The organism is Moorena sp. SIO4E2 (genome assembly GCF_010671945.1).
Classification (GTDB): domain Bacteria; phylum Cyanobacteriota; class Cyanobacteriia; order Cyanobacteriales; family Coleofasciculaceae; genus Moorena; species Moorena producens.
Genome location: NZ_JAAHIE010000086.1, coordinates 1 through 19,904 on the forward strand (window position 1 = coordinate 1; position 19,904 = coordinate 19,904).

Below are 19,904 nucleotides of genomic sequence, written 5' to 3' on the forward strand. Positions count from 1 at the left end.
ACAGCCAGTCAAGTAATTTGGCATTTTTCAACCCCGGATGCCAGAGTCAAACTTAAACATCTTTATCCAGTGTTTGAAGAGGAAGAGATGGCAGATTCTAATGCACCAAATTAGCTGTGTCAGTCCACTACGCCTTAATTCTAAATTCTAAATTCTAAATTCTTCATTCTTCATTCTTCATTCTTCATTCTAAATTCTACATTCTTCATTCTAAATTCTACATTCTACATTCTAAATTCTAAATTCTTCATTCTTAATTCTAAATTCTTGATTTTAAATTCTCCTTAGCAAACTTCCGCAGTTGAGGATCTGAGTCATGCTTTGCTCTATCCTGCAATAAAGATCGGGTTTCGGAATGGTTAGGATAATATTCCAGGATGGCATTAAGAGCTACTTGTCGAGGATTGTCATCCCAATCTTCTTTACGTTCAAAGGGTTCATGAAGAGTGCCATCCCATAAAAATTCAAATAACCAAGGCTGGTCTTTCCAACCTTGAGCTAACTGTTGAATTGCTGTAGATCGCACATCCGAATCAGTATCACAGCGAGCCGATTCTTGAAGTAGAGCCAAGGTATCTCGGTGGTCTTGGTAACCTTTAGCTAACTGTTCTATTGCTGTAACTCGCACCTGCCAATCTTGGTCACAGCGAGCCCATTGTTGAAGTAGGGCTAAGGTATCTCGGTGGTCTTGGTAACCTTTAGCTAACTGTTCTATTGCTCTAACTCGCACAGTCGAATCAGTATCACAGCGAGCCCATCGTTGAAGTAGGGCTAAGGTATCTCCGTGGTCTTTGTAAGCTTTAGCTAACTGTTCAATTGCTGTAACTCGCACAGTCGAATCAGTATCACAGCGAGCCCATCGTTGAAGTAGGGGTAAGGTATCTCCGTGGTTTTTGTAAGCTTTAGCTAACTGTTCAATTGCTGTAATTCGTACCCACGAATCAGTATCATGGCGAGCCAATTCTTGAAGTAGGGCTAAGGTATCTTGGTCGTCTTTGTAACTTTTAGCTAACTGTTCAATTGCTTTACATCGAACATCCGAATCAGTATCACAGCGAGCCAATTCTTGAAGTAGGGCTAAGGTATCTTGGTCGTCTTTATAAGTTTTAGCTAACTGTTCTATTGCTCTAACTCGCACCTGCCAATCTTGGTCAGAGCGAGCCAATTCTTGAAGTAAGGCTAAGGTATCTCGGTGGTCTTTGTAAGCTTTCACTAACTGTTCAATTGCTGTACATCGCACCCACGAATCAGTATCAGAGCGAGCCAATTCTTGAAGTATGTCTAAGGTATCTATGTTGTTTTTGTAAGTTTTAACTAACTGTTCTATTGCTCTACATCGGACATCCGAATCAGTATCACAGCGAGCCGATTGTTCAAGTAGGGCTAAGGTATATTGGTGGTCTTTATAACCTTTAGCTAAATGTTCAATTGCTCTAACTCGCACACTCGAATCAGTATCACAGCGAGCCGATTGTTTAAGTAGGGCTAAGGTATCTCGGTGGTCTTTGTAACCTTGAACTAACTGTTCTATTGCTCTAACTCGCATCGAAAAATTTTTATCCGAGCGAGCCAATTCTTGAAGTAGGGCTAAGGTATCTTTGTGGTCTTTGTAACCTTGAACTAACTGTTCTATTGCTCTAACTCGCACCCACAAATTTTTATCCGAGCGAGCCAATTTTTTAAGTAGGGCTAAGGTATCTTTGTGGTCTTTGTAACCTTGAACTAACTGTTCAATTGCTCTAACTCGCACATACCTATCAGCATCCGAGCGAGCCAATTTTTTAAGTAGGGCTAAGGTATCTCGGTGGTCTTGCCAATGGGTGGCTACTGCTACCACAGCTTTAGTGCGAATATCACGGACTAAGTTGGCCTCATCTCCATACTTGTTATCAGTATAATTTAGATCATAATGAATTAAGTCTTTGACGCGATTCAGTAATCCAATATTCGTTGATTTAATCTCATACCGATTCCTAACCTCAGATAAACAATCCCCTGCCAGAAATAAATTATTAAAATCATCCTCTACTCCACCTTGTGCCATCAAATACTCAATAATCTCTCCACCTTTGGTAGAATCAATCATGCCCACAATCAACTGCAGCGCTTCATGCCAATATTCATCCCGCCAGTGCTTACCAAATACCTCAGTTTTCAACTGTGCTAGGGAAATCTCCTGCTTTTTCTCAAATTTCCTGACAAATTCCCGAGCACAGAAATATTCCAAAAATGTCCGATGCACAAAAGCGTAGTAATCTGCTCCCATTGAACAAAATATAAAATTGCGGGTGCGCAACTGATTAATCATTACCTTAGCAACAGCTTTAGGATTACTAACCTCCCGTAACTTCAGCTCCTCTTTGATAATTCTTTCTAAATCTTCCCCACTAATCAAATTTCCCGCTAATCCCCCTTGATTCCCCTGCATGAAATATGCCACTTTTCCCAATATCTGTTGCTTATCTTGATAATCAATAGTCTTCGGGTCAACAGGATTATCTTCTAGTAATGCTAGTTCCACATCCCATTGATGGAGCAGTAAGCGAGAAGATTGGTTATAGAGTTCAGAGCGGTCACGAGGCAATTCTTGATTGCGGTTCAGGATTGCCATCATGGTTAGTAATAGGGGATTTTGCGCCAGTTCTCGAATCCGAGAGGATGTCTTTATTGCTTTTTGTAAGCGCTCCTGTTTCCTAACTTTATCGACTTGATCAGTAAAGGTTAACTCATGCCACTGCTGGATAAACGTTTGAATTTGTTCCGACTCCAAGTCTTGGAGCATTACATGACGAAAATCAGCATCCCGTAGCCGTTGAGGTTTATAACCAATTACCCGAGATGTCACAATTACTCTTACCTTAGGATAATTATTCGTAAAGCGATGAATATCAGTAATTATATCCTCTCGTTTCCCTGGCTCAAACACTTCATCCAAGCCATCAAACATCACTAAGACAATACCCGCCTTTAACTTATCATCAAGTTTATTTTGATTGAGATGACATATCGTTCCACTACTTTGATGGCAGAATTCCAAGAAATTCTGACACTGTCCACTATCGCGATTCCGGATATAAGTGGGTAAGTCAATCAGTAACGGAATCCGTAGAGAACTTTCAGTAGTTAGATCAGTTCTTGCCCACTCCAATGCTAAATATTGCAGCAAGGTAGATTTACCAGAGCCTGGGTCTCCTAAAACCACCAAATAGCGATAGCCTTGAGAGTCCTTAATTACATCCAATACGGATTTAATTGGCTGTTGATAATAATCCTTTCTAGCTCGTTGCAACTCCTTTTGGTCAATTTCGATATCTAATTCACCACTCTCTTGCAGTTTTCGATAATCATCCTTAGGCAGTTCATGAATCCCCTCCGGCATCAAGTCATGAACCTCTTGCACATTTTGGTGGATAAATATATTCCAGAGTTTTAGTTCATTATAAGCACAGCCACTAGTATCCAAACTATCCAATTTGAGATTACCATAGCTCTCTAGGAGTGCTTCCTGATATTTTTTTAATTCAAAATCTGGGGTAATTTCTGGTTTAGTGTTTTCTGCGATCGCTTCCAAGGTTTGGGAATTTCGAATAGGCCGTAACTGCTCTGATTCCCGAATAATATTTTTATTTTTTACTTTCTTATTGTTCTTTTTTTTTCCTTTCTTGAGATAGCTTTTACCAATATAGTACATAGTGCCAATCAAATCCTTCCGGTAATTCTAATAAGTCAAGCTCAATCTAAGTCTTCGCTAATATATCGGTATCTATTCCTTAACAGCCATACTTGAACGCACTGCCCAGGATAGCTTTAATGGATTTATGTTTAATATACTGCTTGAGAGGTTTACTATACGGTTTTAATTTTTGCTTAGATAAATCAGCATCTTCCAATTCTTCTTCCAATAAAGCCACGAATTATTTTAAGGCTTGACCAAAAATTTTTGGGTATTTTGATCCGATAGTCCAGTATACTCTTTGATAGACTCTTTGAAAAACTCTTTGGTGTAGTCTTCTAGAGCTTCTTTGGCCAACGGACCAATCACCTCTTTGGCGAGATAGCCACCAGCACTAGAAATTCCCCAAACTGCTAACCAATCTAGCATGATATTGGTAGTTGTTTTTTGGTTTATCTATAATTATAAAGTAAAAGGAGTAGGGAGCGGTGCGACCCGTGGCGAATTTAATAATTAGATGCGGAAAGCGCACCGAGGGAGTCGGGAGCAGGAAAGTCCAATATAGCGTTTATGGGATGTATGAGGTACGCTTCTCAAGCTCAAAGTCCCTCTTTTATAAGGGAAACGGGGGTACGCTTTGGGAACAGGGAACAGGGAGCACAGCTGATGGCTGACAGCTGACAGCTGACAGCTGAGGGCTAAATGCTTACCGGCAGTTGCTAAGATCAAACTCATCAGTCGGAAAAATTGAGGTCATCTCATGTCACTTGCCAAACCCTCATTTAAAAAAGTTATTCTCCCTCATCCGGCTAAAGAAACCCTGCCCACCATGTATGATTTACCCAGTGAAGATCCCGAGGAGCCGGGTTTGCCTGACGAATTTCATCTTTGGCAACCACAACTGTGTAGTGAAACATTTCGCCCTCCCAATTATGACAGCGAAAGGGTGTTTGTGGCCAGTGACTTAAATTTATATTATGACCCCAACCATACCGCTTGGTACAAACGACCGGATTGGTTTGCGGTAGTAGGGATTTCCCGATTCTACCAGGGACGAGAGCTCAGAATGAGTTATGTGATCTGGCAAGAAGAAGTCAGACCAATTGTGGCGATAGAGTTTCTCTCTGCCAGCACCAGAGATCAAGACCTTGGTTACAGTGAACGAACGGGAGAACCACCAACGAAATGGGAAGTGTACGAGCAGATTTTAGCAATTCCCTACTATATCACCTTTGAGCGAGTCACCAACGAATTAAAAATCTTTCACTTAGATGGCGGCAGCTATCAACCCCAAACAATAGATAATTCCCAATTTTGGATCCCTGAGTTGCAATTGGGTTTAGGGCTATGGCTTGGGGAATATCGGGGATTGAATCGGTTGTGGCTACGTTGGTATGATCAAGATGGAAATTGGATTGCCACTAACGCAGAACGAACCGAACAAGAACGGCAACGAGCCGAACAAGAACGGCAACGAGCCGAACAAGAATACCAACGAGCTGAACAGGAACACCAACGAGCTGAACAGGAACACCAACGAGCTGAACAAGAACGTCAACAGAAGGAACTGGCTCAACAACGAGCTCAACAACTAGCAGAACGGTTACGACAGATGGGTATTAATCCCGATGAAATTTAACCCCTGTCTGAGTTTTTCTGTAAGCTATCAGCTATCAGCGTGTCGCGTATCAGCTATCAGCTAAAGGCTGACCACTGACGGCTGACCGGTCAAGGATTATTGGGGATGTGATCGATTTGGGCATAGCCACTGAAAACTAGCTTTTTACCCTGGGTCTCTAGACGATTGATGCGCATAGTAACACCATCAAGGTTGAAGCGGTCTAGATCCACCATATTGTTCAAGATCTCATCCAGGGCTACTGTCAAAGTTTGAGATATTTCTTGTAACGACTCTGGTATTTCATTAGCTTGAAACTGGGAGTCTTTAAACAAAATCCGCCGTCGCCGCTCTACTCCGATGGTAGATGTCATACTAATCGGTACTATGCCGTAATTCGGTAGATCAGCCTTAGCAAATAACCGTAGACCATTGTTCGGTTGCAGCTGCACTTGCACCTCAGTAAAGGAAACCGGAGCACCACCAGATAGTGCGGTTAAGGCTGGTGTAGAAAGGTTTTCCAGCCGCTTTCTTACTAGTTGTGCTTTAAAGGATTGGTTGATGTCAGCTTCAGTAAGAATAACTTGAGCGATCGCTTGAGTAGGTTGTTTCAGAGAAATCTTACCCTGAAGCACTGAGCTGAAATCCAGAGAGACAGCATCGGTTTCAAAGGACATCTCCTCTGTCCGGAATTCCCGACGAATCACTAAACCACGACCACTCATTTTGAAACTATCGATGCTACCTTGTAGCAACTTGCTAGAGGGATAGCAGCGCACAGACACATCTACCGATTCGCTTGTGGTAAACAGGTGGCGAATGGTCTTGCTGGCAACAGTATTGAGCAGCTGTTCACCCCAGTCAGTGCCAGAATTATTTGTACCGGTGAAGCCACCTAACATAACCATCTTGCATCCTGCGAGAGTTACTTCTACATTTGTAACAAAATGTGAAGAACTCAGCAATCGATCCTAGGGATTAAGGTTATTTGGTTATTCCCCATTGACATCCAGTGTAGCGTAAGTTAATCGGTTGTTCACCTTTAGTGTCCAGTGCAGGGTAGGTTATTTGGTTGGTTATCGGTTAATCAGCTGTAGTATATCAAATGTAGTATCTCAAACTGGTTAGCTCCAGAGGTCTCGGTTGTAGGGCTTTAGTTGTAGACCTAAAGGGGTCAAAAGCCAGTCTCAACCTTTATAGCATTTGTCATAGTTATCAAGTACATTCAATTTTCTTATCCAATCTTGATGGACTCGCTCATGGAGGGGAAGCCATCATGAAGGCGCTGGCTCCCCAATGGCTGGGCTGCTCCCTACTCTCTACTCCCTGCTCCCTATTCCCTAACAACCAGAGCCTAAGTACCTGACCCAATTGAGAACTACTTTATAATCCTTCACCTAATTGTTTACTTTCGTAAAATGTAGCTTAATATAATTAAGGCTTTATAATACTTGTAAAAGTTAGTCAAGAACAAAAATTAACCTAAAGTTGCGGTCTGTAACGTAATTAATGGGATTTTTGGGATGAGTATCACCGATTCTCATTTACCGATTACCCCTTACTAAACTCAGTTACAGCAAAGACTCCAGGTCAATACAGCAACCAGAGCTTTTTTTGTTCTCCTACTTTGTAAGCACCCCGCTCGCCCATAGACGAGGCAATAACACCAATAGTTAATCCCACATCTCCGCCAGCGGGTAGGACCAACGGGCTAATCTTGCCCGAATAGCTAAAAAACTCGGTTAAAAACTTCTAGGTATACGATTATGAGCGATAGCACTGTGAGCGATAGCACTGTGAGCGATAGCACTGCAATCAATGAAAACACTACCGCAGTTCAGCTAGCAGAAGCTCCAGCACAGGAAACCTCTGCCCTGGATACACTTCCCCCTTTACCTGGAAACCGTCCCATTGCTCCTAGTGAGCTTCATATTAGTGAAACACACAGCATAATGGGACATCGACCAATTGATGCCAGTAATCTCCAGGTATTAGAAACGATGTCTGTAATGGGAGAGCGCCCCATCACTTCTAGCAACATTGAGGTACTCGGTATCATGAAGGTGTCTGGGGAGAGACCAATTGCTGCTAGTAGTCTTCATCTTGACGAAATAGAGTACATCATGGGCAAGCGTCCCATCGCCCCAAATGATATTGATGCTGATCCACAGCTGATGGGTTATTTAGATTAAATTCAATCACCTGTTGATTTAGCGTCCGCTCCCACAACTGTTTTTTCCACGAACCACCCCTGTTTCAAAACAGGGGAATTTTGTGATTAGCTATTACTCAAGCCATTAGTAATTAGTAACGTAAGCCATAGATTAACCTTAAACCTTAAACCTTAAACCTTAAACCTTAAACCTTCAACCTTCAACATATCAAGGTGTTCTAAAAAATACTGACGATATAAATTACAACAGAGTGTGACTTGATTTCTCTGAACACTCACCAAACCCATACTCTGTAACTTATAGATACTGATTGGATCTAGTTCAACTCCCCTATCTGCTATAACCACCTGTTTAAGAGTAGTAGCTAAATCAGGATTTGCCCTGAGTACACTCAAGTGTTGCCGCAAATAGTCACTATAAATTCCCGTAGCAGTAGCTGCTTCAGCGAGTAATTGTTCTAGGCTAATGTTATGATAAGCCAAATGATAGAGAGCAAGCTGCACTAATCCCGGATGTCCTCCCACCATAGCCATCAGTTTCTCAGCAGCTTCACTATTTGACCAATGTAATCTATAAAGCTGCGCTAACTGCTGGATTTGCTGTTTGTTAAACTCGGGTAACTTAATCGGTAATCCCACATTAAACGGAGATTGGGAAGTTTCCAGAGCAACATAAATTTCTGTCGAGTAAACCACAATCACCCGCAGCTTTCGCCACACCGGTAGTTGTTTAGCTTCCTCATGCCAAGAGCGCAATAAGGGCAAAAAATCTTTAGCAGTTTGGGCATGCTCAAACAGGTGATGAACTTGATCCATTGCCAAAACGAGGGGATGGTGTATTTTTTCTAGGATATGTTCTTGTAAGTAACTCATACAGCTGACCTTACTGCCTAGGTCTTTATCCCAATAGTCATCCAGTTGGTGGGGAAGCTGGAGTTGGTAACTGACGTTAACACATAACCAGCGCAATAGCCGGTCTAAATTACTTAAAATGGCGGTTTCGGCTTGGTCAAAATTGAGGTATACTCTGTGATATTGTTTTTCTCTTGCCTGGTCTAATATTCGCAGCAGCAAAGAGGTTTTTCCTGTCTCTTTTGGTCCTGTAATCCGGAGCAAACTCCCAGGTTGCTGGATGGCTTGATAGCAAAGCTCTTCAATAGGAGGACGCTTTATATAAAGCTGAGATGGTAGGGGAAGTGCTCCACTGGGAAATTCAGCAATTTGACGTAGGCATTGACGGCGGTAATATTGCTCAATTATCTCTTGATAGTAGGGAGTAATCGGGGTTGTCTCCAGGGTGTTCCGGAAATTGGTCTTGGTGATCGCTTTGCCAAAAATATCTCCCAGTAATCGCCACAACTTATAGGCAGTCTTTCTGAGGTATTCAGGACCATAGTGTGCTTCGATCGCCATATCGGTATAGGTTTTTCCTTCCCAGGCTTGGTGCAGTATCCATTCCTGAAGTGGAGTCAACTTGATTTTCTCAACACTTTTGAGGATGTCAAGTACCTGATCAATAGTCATCACTAACAGTTCCCCAATATCTCAAACGACACTTTAGCGCTTTCTAACAAGGCAGACAATTAATTTAGGTTGATTCAGTGATTAAACTGGCTACACTTGCTAATTGACAAATACATACTATTATGTATAGTGCTGACATGCCTATCAAATGGTTGTCTTGGGATAGTTGACAAATAACTTATTTAAGGGGAATAATTCGGTTTTAGGTATATTCTAAGGGATTCGGGGTTAATTGAGTGGGTTAATCCGATAAATTTCCAGCAGACTGGGTCAATAGTGTAGCCAAATTTTAAAAGCAATTGGCTACATTTTTGTGTTGACGGTAGAGGATACTATCGCCACAATGCTATATGTTGCTCCAACAAATAGAGCTTGTCTGCTAAATCCATAGGTTGAGATAAGTCGGTTGCTATAAATAAAGGAAATATGTAGATTTTTTGTGGTTTACTGTTGATGTATTACTCTTAGTAATAAATGCTCAATGAATAATATTTTAGCGACTAATAGTTTATCTTTAATTACAGCTACAGCCACTGATTTACTTCAATAAATTAATAAGCAGGCAACCTTTTGGTGTGACTATCAAAACTATATAATAATTAATTGCCGCCAGGCATTAATTTAACTAATTCAATATGATTTTGCAGATAATTTGGCATGACAAACCCATTAATAATTATTTGTATTGATAATGATCCATCAGTTCTCAATAGCCTAAAAACATCTCTAGGTAAGACTCTCGGCAAAGAACATCTGATTGAAAATTTTGAAGGGAGTAAAGGGGTTGTCAAGTTAGTCGAAGAGTTGCGCCATGATGAGTCTGAAGTTGCTTTAGTTTTGGCTGGTGCTGTTATCCCTGATCTAAAAGGGGATGACTTATTAAACATAGCTTATTTTTTCTCTAACCAAACTATCAAAATTATGCTGACGGATGATCTGGATTTGGAAGGGACAGCCAAGGCAATTCGGTATGCAAAGTTATATCGTTACCTAGGCAAGCCTTGTCCATCTGAAGACCTTAAATTGACAGTCATAGAAGCCATACATAGTTATCTTCTTGAGGAAACATTGAAGGCACAAAATCGCCAACTTCAGGAACTCAATCAGCACTTGGAAAAAATAATCTGTGATCAAGCAGCACAGATTTCAGAATATACTACAGCACCAGAACAAGCTAATCAAGAGTGGCAGCACCTGAGTTCTATAAACCGTCAGCAAGCTGTCCTAGTTGACGAACTGCTAGAGAAGCAGTATCAATTGACCCAGTTCCTAGAAAGGATGCCTGTGGGTGTGGCTGTGTTTAATGATAAGGGGATACTAGAATTCCTCAATTATAAGGCGCGGCAGTTATTCGGAAAGGGAGTCGTGCCATTAACTACAGTTGAGCAAATGCCAGAGGTTTATCAACTTTATGTTGCCGGAACCAATCAGCTATACTTTGCTGAAAAATTAGTTGCTGTAAAGGCCTTAAAAGGTGAAAACTCCACCCTCGATGATATTGAAATCCACCAAGAAGACAAAATTCTCCCTATAGAAAGTTGGGGAACACCTATCTTTAATGAATTGGGTAACATTGCCTATGCTATCGTTGCCTTTCATGATATCACCCAACGCAAAAAAGCAGAAGCAGAACACCTACGCTTGATGCAGGAATTCTCGCAAGTTAATCAAGCTTATGAAAGCTTTGTTCCCCATCAGTTTCTCCAGTTATTGAACAAACCAAGCATTGTCGATGTTCAATTAGGGGATCATGTTCAGCAAGAGATGTCGGTGCTATTTTCCGATATTCGCTCCTTTAGCACCCTCTCGGAAAGTATGACACCTGAGGAAAATTTTGAATTTATCAATACCTATCTTTCTCGTATGGAATCTGTCATCACTGAAAATCATGGCTTTATTGATAAATACATGGGGGATGGGATTATGGCTCTGTTTAACGAAAGTGCTAATCATGCGGTCAACGCCGGAATTGCTATGCTCACATCCCTAGCTGACTATAATCAATCTCGGCGAAGCTCAGGACACCCAGCCATCACCGTTGGCATTGGCATCAATACTGGTTCCTTGATGTTAGGAACAGTGGGAGGAAAAAATCGGATGGATAGCACTGTCATCAGCGATGGGGTTAATTTAGCGTCTCGTTTAGAAGAATTAACGAAACCTTATGGGGTGCCATTATTAATCACTCACCATACTTATTGGAAGTTAGATAATCCCTTAGCTTATGCCATTCGCTTGATTGATCGGGTACCAGTGAAGGGCAAATCCGAAATGGTGACAGTTTATGAAATCTTTGATGCCGATGAACCGCAATTGCGAGAGGGCAAGTTAATTACTCGCAGCAAATTTGAACAAGCCTTGGTGCTTTATAATCTGCGTTATTTCTCCAAGGCATCAGTTCTGTTTCAGGAATGTCTACGCTTGAATCCAGGAGATAGTGTAGCACAAATTTATCTTGGACAATGTCAACTTCATACTCGCCTCTCTGGAGTGACTAAAATCAAGCAACCATTAAAATCTAGTTTACAAAATTTTGATTATGATGTAATATACAAACCTAACAACAAACTGTAGTCTTCGAGTCTGGGCTTCACTTTGATTAAATCCAGATCAGGTAAGGCTTTTAGGTAAGCGCGATTGACCAAAGGTCACGCTACGCGAACGCTCTTTTTGTGACAAATGCGGCTAATACCGCAATCAATTCCATCAGAATCCCACGCTAAAAACGTAGTGTTAGCGTGGGAGAGTCACCTAACTTGGTATCAATTTAAAGATTGACCGTTGGATGTTGAAGATGCCAATTTTTCCAATTGCTCCTGCTGGTCTTGGCTAATGCAAGCTTGAATCAATCCCTCCAAGTCCCCCTCCAGCAAAGGAGCGAGGGAATAATTTTGACCCAGTCGGTGATCGGTAACCCGATTATCTTTGTAGTTGTAGGTACGGATTTTCTCAGAACGAGCCCCTGTACCAACTTGGGCACGCCTGATCGAGGTCACCGCTTCTTGCTGTTCCTGTAACTTGATCTCGTACAGCTTAGCCCGGAGAATTTGCATAGCTCGCTCTCGGTTTTGCAGCTGAGATCGTTCTTCTGTACAGAAAATGCGAATTCCTGTAGGCTTGTGGTATAAATCAACTGCCGTTTCCACTTTGTTTACGTTCTGACCACCAGCACCACCCGAACGGGCTGTAGAAATTTCGATCTCCTTGGGGTCAATCTCCACATCCACCTCATCAACTTCCGGCATCACGGCTACCGTTGCTGTTGAGGTGTGAACTCTACCGCCAGCCTCAGTTACAGGTACTCGTTGGACTCGATGAACCCCAGCTTCAAACTTCAGCTTGCTGTAAACTTGCTCTCCCTGAATTTCTAATATCGCCTCTTTGAAGCCTCCCATATCCGCCAGAGACTCACTCAATAACTTTACTCGCCAGTTTTGACTTTCGGAATAGCGTGAGTACATCCGTACCAAGTCCCCTGCCCAGATACTTGCTTCATCGCCACCAGTTCCTGCCCGAATCTCCAGCATGATATTCTTTTCATCATTTGGGTCTTTGGGCAAGAGTAATATTTTAAGTTCTCTTTCCAGATGCTCTACCTTGGTCTGGAGTTCCTCAACTTCCAGAGCTGCCATTTCTTGCATTTCTGGCTCACCAGTGGATTCTTTGAGGATTTGCCTTGCTCCTGCCAAATCCTCTTGGGTTTTCTTCCAGTTGTCGTAAGTAGCAACAACTTCTTCTAAGGAGGCACGAGCTTTTGCCACTCGTTGCAACTCATTGGGGTCAGTGGCGATATCTGGATCAGCCAGACGCCTTGTTAATTCATGGTAGGTTTGCTCGACAGAGTTTAGTTTTTCCAGCAGGTAGGTTTCAGCCATGGTTTATGCGATCGCTCTCTTGAAATAGCCTAAGAAGTTAGGAAGGATGAAGTATAAATTTATGAATTATGAAGTGGGAACTATTAAGTGGGAAGTTTAAGTCCTAACTGTTTATCAAGTTTTTAGTCAACCTTAAGTTAGCCATCGCTAAACCCATTTCATGGTTCATTCCTCCTGGTTCATCTTTTATCCTTCATCCTTCACCCTTGAACTTCAGGAGCTATTTCTTTGTCTCATCAGAGCTAGCTGTATTGTCTGCAGCATCCAGCATCCCATATTTCCGCATAAAGCGTTCAACTCGCCCTTCCGTATCAATAATTTTCTGGGTTCCTGTGTAGAAGGGATGATTACCAGACCAAACATCGACGTGAAGTTCTGGCTGAGTTGAGCCAACGGTCATAACAACTTCCCCGTTGCAATAGACTTTAGCTTCTGGGTACCACTCTGGGTGAATATCTGGTTTTGGCATAGTTCCTCCTTTGATTTCTATTTTACTATATATTTAGCTAATTTTTCATTCCTATTTGTTAAATTATGGTAATGATATGCGCTAAGCACACCCTACTTGAGGTGCTATCAGCCCCTTAGCAGTCAGCTTTTCAATCCTGTCAAACTTAGGGATGTTGCTTAATGTTGCCCAGACATTAGCTATTGTGGACAACCCTTAATCAGCTAATTTATTAGCTTATTTATTATTGCTTTTAGCTAAAAGTTTATTCGGAATGGCTGATAGCTGATAGCTAAGGTCTGAATGCTTACAAATTTTTAATTACCATGTTGAATTTTAAATTAGCCAGCTGATAATTTATCGCTTCGAGTATTGGGGGGCTTTCCGAGCTTTTTTCAAGCCATATTTCTTACGCTCTTTTGACCGTGGGTCACGAGTCAAGTAGCCTTCTATTTTAAGAGGTTGGCGGTTTTCTGGGTCTAGTTCGCACAAGGCTCTAGCCACCCCTAGACGCACAGCATCAGATTGTCCCGTTAAGCCACCACCGTGGGCATTGACTAGGATATCGTACTCATTTTCCAAACCTAAAGTTTCCAAAGGTGCTTTCAGGCTGGCTAGGTACATGGGGTTAAAGTTAAAGTAAGCGTCCCCTGGACGTTTATTAACAATCAACTGACCGCTACCGGGAACCAAACGCACTCTAGCAACTGATGACTTACGACGACCAGTTCCCCAGTAAACAGCGCGACCTGCTTGTTCTTCTGCTTGCATTAGTTTTAGCCTCCTGGAATTGTTTTAATAGTTAGTTCTTGGGGTTGTTGTGCTTCATGGGGATGGGTCTGACCAGTGTAAACTTTCAGCTTCTTGAAAAGTTGGCGACCCAGAGAGTTTTTAGGTAGCATACCCTTGACAGCTTTCTCGATAATTCTTTCGGGTATACGTGCTTGCAATTCGGCAAAGGTTTCTGTCTTCATACCGCCAGGACGACCGGAATGGCGGCGGTATAGTTTTTGATCCCGTTTTCTGCCAGTTACCATAACTTTTTCGGCATTGACAACAATCACGAAGTCACCAGTATCCATGTGGGGAGTGTAAGTAGGTTTGTTTTTCCCCCGCAGAATGATGGCTATTTCACTGGCTAGTCGTCCTAGACGCTGGTTGGTGGCGTCTACAACGTACCACTTTTTTTCGATTGAGTCTTTAGTTGGTATGTGGGTTTTTTCCATCGGTTCAATCAATATCAGGTTTACGGTTGGGTTGAAAGGTTGTCTCTTGTAGCTTGGCCTTAAGGCCCACGCTACACAGGTTGTTCTAGCCCAAGGAGCCCTTGTCGGTTAGTAGGTTGACAGATTAAATTGAATGTTACTTATCTCTAGAAGTAGCCTTCAGGCTTGTTACCTGTCACCTTCACCCCCTCTTCAATCTTGTTACGTGTAGTCTTCAACCCGTCAATTGAGGTAATATAAATTTGGGTTGGGTATCATACCATATTTCTGGGAGAAAGGGGCATTCTGGGTAGCCAACCCTTAGCAAGCACAAGCCTTTGGCTGGAGAAGCGTGTTTCACCTTGTCCCGCTGTTGGTTAACCCAGATGTCAGTAAACTGTTCTGGGGTTAGCTTCCCTATTCCCACTTGTACTAGCATTCCTACCAACAGACGCACCATACCATATAGAAATCCGTTAGCTTGAATTTCTATATGAATAAATGGTCCATTGCGGTAACATTCGGCTGCTTGCACATTTACCCAGGAATGCGATCGCCCCGAGTTGCTTCGGTGAAAGGCTGCCAAGTGATGCTTACCCAGCAGTGGTTTTAAGGCTGCCTGGATCAGGGATTCATCAAGGGGAGCTTGATAATAGTGCCAACAAAAGGGTTGTACAAACAAGTTAGGGCAGGCGTCGGTATAGATTGTGTATCGATAACGACGCCAGATGGCACTAAACCGAGCATGCCAGTCTGGTGATACTAATGCTGATGCTCGGACTAAGATATCCTCTGGCAGTCTACTATTGAGTATCGCTGCCCAGCGATGGGCTGGTATCGGACCTGTGGCATTAAAATGAGCGACTTGGGCAGCAGCGTGAACCCCTGTATCAGTACGACCAGCACCATATAGGGTTATGGCTCGCTGTTGTACGGTGGACAGAACTGTTTCGATTTCCGACTGAACACTGCGATGCTGTGGTTGTCGCTGCCAGCCATAAAAGTTATTACCCAGGTATTGAATAACCAGGGCAATTCGCTGGATAGCTTTAGCATCGTTGGCAGACATCATGGATTAACGATTAACAATTGACATTTTTAATGGTTAATTGCTTTAATGGTTAATTGCCTCAGACTAGTTCAATAATAGATATTTCAGCATTATCACCACGACGCCGCACCGTGCGCAGAATTCGGGTATATCCGCCCTTGCGATCGCCATATCGCTCCTTCACTCCAGCAAATAGGGAGTGAACTAACTTTTTGTCGTAGAGATAGGCAATTGCCCTACGTCGGGATGCCAAGGAGCCATCCTTGGCCAGGGTAATGATTCGCTCCACCTCCGAACGAATGGCTTTTGCCCGAGCTTTAGTGGTAGTGATTCGACCATGACGCAGTAATTCAGTGGTCAGGGATCTCATCAGAGCCCGACGTTGATCTGCTGGCTTGCCCAGTTTTGGCACACGACGCCCGTGACGCATTTTTTAGCTTCCTCCTTTTTTTTGAACAAGATTTGCCTTTATTCCTAGGGTTTAGACTAGCTACTTGCTAATTCTCCAGTCCCTTAAGTTTAATTGTTGTGGTTAAGTCTTAGCGGATTTTTCGTGGGGCAGTGTAATTCCTAGACGTCGTTGCAGAGCTTCAATCACTTCTTCAGCCGACTTTTGACCAAAGTTTTTGATTTCTAGGAGGTCTTCCTGACTATAATCGAGCAAATCGGATACAGAGTTTATCTGTGCTCGTTTCAGGCAGTTGTAAGCCCGAACCGAGAGTTGTAATTCTTCGATCGGGATTTGGCTGGTCGGATCGTCATCATCACCATAGTCATCTTTAATAGATTCGAGATTAATATCCTTGAGAGGATTGAACAGATCCACCAGGGTCCCAGCCGCTTGAGATAAAGCTTCTTGGGGAGTTATACTACCATTTGTCCAGACCTCTAAAGTTAAGCGATCCTTTTCCAGAGCACCATCAATGCGAGTATTTTCAACGCTGTAATTTACTTTAGTCACCGGCATGAACACAGAGTCAATCTGGAGGAAATCTACCGCTGTTGATTCATCATGCCCCCGTTCCACAGAGCGATATCCTGTACCCTTTTCGATGCGGAACTCCATTTCAAGCTTAGCCCCTTCTGCTAAAGTAGCAACATACTGACCTGGAGCAATAATTTCCACCTCCGAGGGCAAATCAAACTGAGCAGCTCTCACAGTGGATGGCCCAGTAATCATCACTCGACCTATCTGAGGTTGAGAGGTGTAGCTTTTGAGGACAACTTCCTTCATATTCAGCATAATTTCCAGGACATCCTCTCTGACTCCCTCAATTGTGGCAAACTCATTGTTTACGCCAGCAATCCTGACAGCCGTCACTGCTGCTCCTTCTAGGTTGGACAGCAAAACTCGTCTGAGGGCGTTGCCAACCGTTGTGCCTTGACCACGTTCGAGAGGCTCTAGGACAAATCTGCTATACTGACTTTGGTTCTTCAGTGTTTTGGATTCTACACACTCAATCTGAAACTGCGCCACAGAGTGACCTCCCTCTATTCATAAGACCCCTTTAACCGAATACAGGTTGAAGGGATAGTAAGCCAAAGGGTAAGGAGTTCCTTATGAACCTCCTCCTTTCAAGCTACTTTCCTTTCAACCTAACGGTCGCAAAAAATATACTCTTATACTCGACGCCGTTTGGGTGGACGGCAGCCGTTATGAGGAATTGGAGTTACATCCCTGATTAGGGTGATTTCCAGTCCGGCTCCTTGCAGGGCCCGAATAGCGGTTTCTCGACCTGCTCCTGGTCCACTCACCATCACTTCCACCTGACGCATACCTTGGTCTATGGCTCGTCGGGCAGCACTGTCAGCAGCGGTCTGAGCAGCGAAGGGAGTTCCTTTTTTTGCCCCCTTAAATCCACTAGAGCCAGCTGAAGCCCAAGAGACTACATCCCCTTTGGTGTCAGAAATGGTGACGATAGTATTATTGAACGTAGACTGGATGTATGCTATTCCATTGGGTACATTGCGTTTCTGCTTTTTTGTACCACCTTTTTTTGTTGGTCGCGCCATGTCACTTGACTTTACTCTATCGGTGATTGATTATCTTGGGGTTGAGTAACTTGAACAATTTTGTCCAAAGTCTTTTGTCCAAAGTCCTTTGTCCAAAGTGACTAACAGAAGGTCTCCTGGCAGTTACTTTTGACGAATGACCAATGACCACAAAGCTGTGGTGGATAGTTGAGCTGACTAGAGCTATTACTTCTTAGCCGGTGCTTTTTTCTTTCCAGCGATAGTCACTCGTCTACCGCGACGGGTACGGGCATTAGTGCGGGTTCGCTGTCCTCTCACGGGCAGTCCCATGCGATGACGACGTCCGCGATAGGTACCAATATCTACTAGGCGCTTGATGTTCATTGACTGCCAGCGCCTTAAATCCCCTTCCACCTGATAATTTTTTTCGACAGCTGCTCTGAGGGCAGCCACCTCAGCATCGGTCAAATCCTTAACCCTCGTATCTGGGTTAACTCCTGTTGCTGCTAAAATGTCTTTAGACCGCGACAGACCGATTCCATAAATGTAGGTCAGACCTATTTCTACACGTTTATCGCGAGGTAGGTCTACACTGGCAATCCGAGCCACGCTTGGTTCTCCCTTGACTGAAGTTTTGTGCTACAAATTAAATGTATGGATTAAGTGTATGGATTTGAGGTTTATCCCTGACGCTGTTTGTGTTTGGGATTCGGGCAAATCACCATAACTCGACCGTGGCGTCGAATCACGCGGCACTTTTCACACATTTTTCGGACAGATGGTCTAACTTTCATGCCTTTTTTTCTGGACAGAATGCAGTTGGTTATTATATCTTTTTTTTGGTTGACTTGTCAAATTTAACTTATTTTTCATAAAACAGAATCCGCTGCTAGTTTTACTTCTTACGCAGACGGTAGGTGATCCTGCCTTTGGTTAAATCGTAGGGGGTTAGTTCAACTTTGACCCGGTCTCCGGGCAGAATTTTGATGTAATTCCGACGGATTTTACCGGAAATATGAGCTAGGACATTAAAGCCATTGTCCAAGTCAACGCGAAACATGGCATTCGGCAGGGATTCAGTCACCGTGCCTTCCATTTCAATTAAGTCTTGTTTAGCCAAAGTGTTTTAACCTCAATACAACTATCCCCCTATGTTCTAAATTTTGATTATTTAATTCAGGGAGTCTTAACATATTTTATCAAATCCTAAATTATACCAACTAAAATACTTTCCCACCAACTTTGGAGTAGCGGGGTCAGGGAAGCATTTTTCCCGTGGGCTAGCTCAAGGCATAGGTTACACCGGTCGTACCATTATAAGAACCATTAGTCTAAGGATTAGGCTAATGGTATTAGGTATTAGCTACAAGAGGGTCAGATGATGGCTTCCATGCCCCATGCAGGGGGGGTTTCCGACTTTCTGCTGAACCCGCTTAGCCTAAAACCATTACCCTAGAACCTGTTTAATGGATTCTGTGACTTCCTCTAAGGAGAGATCACCATTAATAGATTTTAAAGCTGAGTGTTCTCGGTAAAACTCCACCAAAGGAGCTGTTTGATGGTAATAGACCTCAAGACGTGTGCGGATAGTTTCCTCATTATCATCTGTACGTCCCTCCTTACGACCCCTTTCCAATAGTCTGTCGAGCAAAACCTGATCTGGCACTTCCAGGTTGATGGCACCATCAAAAGTTTGGTCAAGCTCCTGCAACAGGTCATTCAAGAAATGGGCTTGGCTGACGTTACGGGGAAAACCGTCTAAAATCCAACCCTTTTGAGCATCGGGTTGATTTAGGCGATCGCGGATCAGATCTATGAGCAACTCGTCAGGCACCAATTCTCCCTTATCCATATAGGACTTAGCTTTTTGACCCAGGAGGGTTTGGGCACTAACAGCCCCTCGCAAAATTTCCCCAGTTGAAATGTGAGGAATCCCTAGTTGTTCAGCCACAATTTTGGCTTGAGTTCCTTTACCTGCTCCTGGAGGTCCTAAAAAGATTAATCTTTTCATGTGTCATGTGTCATGGGTGATGTGTCAGTTGGTTTTTGTCTTAGGCAATGAACACAAACCAACTGACCCGAAAATTTGAGGCTCATCCACCGAAAAAAGCTGCTGCGCCCATTGCCCAATCACTTTACTGCTTGACCATACCTTCGTAACGCTGGGAAATCACGTAGGTTTGAATTTGTTTGGCTGTGTCGATGGCAACCCCCACCAAAATCAGCAAGGATGTGGCACCTAATCCCCTAAATGTGGTTACACCAGTGGCGCTTTCGACTGCAGTTGGTACTACAGCTACCAGTCCTAGGAAAATTGCTCCTAATAAGGTCAGTCGGTTCAAAACTCTCTCTATATATTCACT

The 19,904-nt window shown here is 43.1% G+C and carries 21 protein-coding genes and 1 pseudogene; 4 read left to right on the plus strand and 18 right to left on the minus strand.

Annotated features, from left to right (window positions below):
- Positions 1-259: 259 nt before the first annotated feature.
- The 3 genes from F6K37_RS12190 to F6K37_RS12200 all read right to left on the minus strand — a co-directional run bounded on the left by F6K37_RS12190 (position 260) and on the right by F6K37_RS12200 (position 4,102).
- Complete coding sequence (locus F6K37_RS12190) at positions 260-3,691, minus strand: HEAT repeat domain-containing protein (protein WP_287250417.1); 3,432 nt, start codon at positions 3,689-3,691, stop codon at positions 260-262.
- A gap of 79 nt (positions 3,692-3,770) precedes the next feature.
- Complete coding sequence (locus tag F6K37_RS12195) at positions 3,771-3,911, minus strand: hypothetical protein (protein ID WP_287250419.1); 141 nt, start codon at positions 3,909-3,911, stop codon at positions 3,771-3,773.
- Between the two features lie 8 nt (positions 3,912-3,919).
- Positions 3,920-4,102: a hypothetical protein gene (locus F6K37_RS12200; protein WP_071102165.1), complete on the minus strand. Its 183-nt coding sequence runs from the start codon at positions 4,100-4,102 to the stop codon at positions 3,920-3,922.
- A gap of 68 nt (positions 4,103-4,170) precedes the next feature.
- Here F6K37_RS12200 and F6K37_RS12205 point away from each other — a divergent pair, with 68 nt between their 5' ends.
- Complete coding sequence (locus F6K37_RS12205) at positions 4,171-4,347, plus strand: hypothetical protein (protein ID WP_154659986.1); 177 nt, start codon at positions 4,171-4,173, stop codon at positions 4,345-4,347.
- An 86-nt stretch (positions 4,348-4,433) separates the two neighbouring features.
- Entirely contained in the window at positions 4,434-5,312 is an 879-nt protein-coding gene (locus F6K37_RS12210) for a Uma2 family endonuclease (RefSeq protein WP_008191141.1), read from the plus strand.
- Positions 5,313-5,401: 89 nt separating this feature from the next.
- Here the strand turns inward: F6K37_RS12210 and F6K37_RS12215 are convergent, their stop codons facing one another.
- Complete coding sequence (locus tag F6K37_RS12215; protein WP_008191143.1) at positions 5,402-6,193, minus strand: LmeA family phospholipid-binding protein; 792 nt, start codon at positions 6,191-6,193, stop codon at positions 5,402-5,404.
- Between the two features lie 864 nt (positions 6,194-7,057).
- Here F6K37_RS12215 and F6K37_RS12220 point away from each other — a divergent pair.
- Positions 7,058-7,483 (plus strand): hypothetical protein, encoded by a 426-nt coding sequence (locus F6K37_RS12220; RefSeq protein WP_008191146.1) that lies wholly within the window; start codon positions 7,058-7,060, stop codon positions 7,481-7,483.
- Positions 7,484-7,635: 152 nt separating this feature from the next.
- Here the strand turns inward: F6K37_RS12220 and F6K37_RS12225 are convergent, their stop codons facing one another.
- Positions 7,636-8,988 carry an AAA-like domain-containing protein gene (locus tag F6K37_RS12225; RefSeq protein WP_008191148.1) on the minus strand — a complete coding sequence of 451 codons (1,353 nt, stop codon included), beginning with the start codon at positions 8,986-8,988 and terminating at the stop codon, positions 7,636-7,638.
- 657 nt (positions 8,989-9,645) lie between these two features.
- Here F6K37_RS12225 and F6K37_RS12230 point away from each other — a divergent pair.
- Complete coding sequence (locus tag F6K37_RS12230; protein WP_008191151.1) at positions 9,646-11,562, plus strand: adenylate/guanylate cyclase domain-containing protein; 1,917 nt, start codon at positions 9,646-9,648, stop codon at positions 11,560-11,562.
- Between the two features lie 188 nt (positions 11,563-11,750).
- Here F6K37_RS12230 and prfA read toward each other — a convergent pair whose 3' ends face one another.
- The 13 genes and pseudogenes from prfA to F6K37_RS12295 all read right to left on the minus strand — a co-directional run.
- Positions 11,751-12,863: a peptide chain release factor 1 gene (prfA, locus tag F6K37_RS12235; RefSeq protein WP_287250425.1), complete on the minus strand. Its 1,113-nt coding sequence runs from the start codon at positions 12,861-12,863 to the stop codon at positions 11,751-11,753.
- Positions 12,864-13,083: 220 nt separating this feature from the next.
- Positions 13,084-13,332 carry a 50S ribosomal protein L31 gene (gene rpmE / locus F6K37_RS12240; RefSeq protein WP_008191155.1) on the minus strand — a complete coding sequence of 83 codons (249 nt, stop codon included), beginning with the start codon at positions 13,330-13,332 and terminating at the stop codon, positions 13,084-13,086.
- 336 nt (positions 13,333-13,668) lie between these two features.
- Positions 13,669-14,082 carry a 30S ribosomal protein S9 gene (rpsI, locus tag F6K37_RS12245; RefSeq protein ID WP_008191157.1) on the minus strand — a complete coding sequence of 138 codons (414 nt, stop codon included), beginning with the start codon at positions 14,080-14,082 and terminating at the stop codon, positions 13,669-13,671.
- A 5-nt stretch (positions 14,083-14,087) separates the two neighbouring features.
- On the minus strand, positions 14,088-14,537 hold the full coding sequence (rplM, locus tag F6K37_RS12250; protein WP_008191159.1) for a 50S ribosomal protein L13: 450 nt from the start codon (positions 14,535-14,537) through the stop codon (positions 14,088-14,090).
- 214 nt (positions 14,538-14,751) lie between these two features.
- Complete coding sequence (truA, locus tag F6K37_RS12255; protein ID WP_287250441.1) at positions 14,752-15,585, minus strand: tRNA pseudouridine(38-40) synthase TruA; 834 nt, start codon at positions 15,583-15,585, stop codon at positions 14,752-14,754.
- A gap of 61 nt (positions 15,586-15,646) precedes the next feature.
- Complete coding sequence (rplQ, locus tag F6K37_RS12260) at positions 15,647-15,997, minus strand: 50S ribosomal protein L17 (RefSeq protein WP_287250432.1); 351 nt, start codon at positions 15,995-15,997, stop codon at positions 15,647-15,649.
- Between the two features lie 102 nt (positions 15,998-16,099).
- A complete protein-coding gene (locus F6K37_RS12265; protein ID WP_008191164.1) occupies positions 16,100-17,044 on the minus strand; it encodes a DNA-directed RNA polymerase subunit alpha in 945 nt (314 codons plus the stop codon).
- Between the two features lie 143 nt (positions 17,045-17,187).
- A complete protein-coding gene (gene rpsK / locus F6K37_RS12270) occupies positions 17,188-17,580 on the minus strand; it encodes a 30S ribosomal protein S11 (protein WP_008191167.1) in 393 nt (130 codons plus the stop codon).
- Between the two features lie 186 nt (positions 17,581-17,766).
- The gene (gene rpsM / locus F6K37_RS12275) at positions 17,767-18,150 is read right to left on the minus strand and encodes a 30S ribosomal protein S13 (protein WP_008191169.1); all 384 of its coding nucleotides are present in this window, start codon (positions 18,148-18,150) and stop codon (positions 17,767-17,769) included.
- A 71-nt stretch (positions 18,151-18,221) separates the two neighbouring features.
- Positions 18,222-18,335, minus strand: a complete 114-nt coding sequence (rpmJ, locus tag F6K37_RS12280; protein WP_071986986.1) for a 50S ribosomal protein L36 — start codon at positions 18,333-18,335, stop codon at positions 18,222-18,224.
- 101 nt (positions 18,336-18,436) lie between these two features.
- Positions 18,437-18,661: a translation initiation factor IF-1 gene (infA, locus tag F6K37_RS12285; protein WP_008191178.1), complete on the minus strand. Its 225-nt coding sequence runs from the start codon at positions 18,659-18,661 to the stop codon at positions 18,437-18,439.
- 327 nt (positions 18,662-18,988) lie between these two features.
- A complete protein-coding gene (locus tag F6K37_RS12290; protein WP_287250438.1) occupies positions 18,989-19,552 on the minus strand; it encodes an adenylate kinase in 564 nt (187 codons plus the stop codon).
- Positions 19,553-19,676: 124 nt separating this feature from the next.
- A pseudogene (locus tag F6K37_RS12295) lies at positions 19,677-19,904 on the minus strand (preprotein translocase subunit SecY); the annotation flags it as partial.

Coding starts and splice junctions, on each gene's coding strand:
- F6K37_RS12190 (WP_287250417.1), bottom strand. CDS start 3,691: ATGTACTATATTGGTAAAAGCTATCTCAAGAAAGGAAAAAAAAAGAAC.
- F6K37_RS12200 (WP_071102165.1), bottom strand. CDS start 4,102: ATGCTAGATTGGTTAGCAGTTTGGGGAATTTCTAGTGCTGGTGGCTAT.
- F6K37_RS12210 (WP_008191141.1), top strand. CDS start 4,434: ATGTCACTTGCCAAACCCTCATTTAAAAAAGTTATTCTCCCTCATCCG.
- F6K37_RS12215 (WP_008191143.1), bottom strand. CDS start 6,193: ATGTTAGGTGGCTTCACCGGTACAAATAATTCTGGCACTGACTGGGGT.
- F6K37_RS12220 (WP_008191146.1), top strand. CDS start 7,058: ATGAGCGATAGCACTGTGAGCGATAGCACTGTGAGCGATAGCACTGCA.
- F6K37_RS12225 (WP_008191148.1), bottom strand. CDS start 8,988: ATGACTATTGATCAGGTACTTGACATCCTCAAAAGTGTTGAGAAAATC.
- F6K37_RS12230 (WP_008191151.1), top strand. CDS start 9,646: ATGACAAACCCATTAATAATTATTTGTATTGATAATGATCCATCAGTT.
- prfA (WP_287250425.1), bottom strand. CDS start 12,863: ATGGCTGAAACCTACCTGCTGGAAAAACTAAACTCTGTCGAGCAAACC.
- rpmE (WP_008191155.1), bottom strand. CDS start 13,332: ATGCCAAAACCAGATATTCACCCAGAGTGGTACCCAGAAGCTAAAGTC.
- rpsI (WP_008191157.1), bottom strand. CDS start 14,082: ATGCAAGCAGAAGAACAAGCAGGTCGCGCTGTTTACTGGGGAACTGGT.
- rplM (WP_008191159.1), bottom strand. CDS start 14,537: ATGGAAAAAACCCACATACCAACTAAAGACTCAATCGAAAAAAAGTGG.
- truA (WP_287250441.1), bottom strand. CDS start 15,585: ATGTCTGCCAACGATGCTAAAGCTATCCAGCGAATTGCCCTGGTTATT.
- rplQ (WP_287250432.1), bottom strand. CDS start 15,997: ATGCGTCACGGGCGTCGTGTGCCAAAACTGGGCAAGCCAGCAGATCAA.
- rpsK (WP_008191167.1), bottom strand. CDS start 17,580: ATGGCGCGACCAACAAAAAAAGGTGGTACAAAAAAGCAGAAACGCAAT.
- rpmJ (WP_071986986.1), bottom strand. CDS start 18,335: ATGAAAGTTAGACCATCTGTCCGAAAAATGTGTGAAAAGTGCCGCGTG.
- F6K37_RS12290 (WP_287250438.1), bottom strand. CDS start 19,552: ATGAAAAGATTAATCTTTTTAGGACCTCCAGGAGCAGGTAAAGGAACT.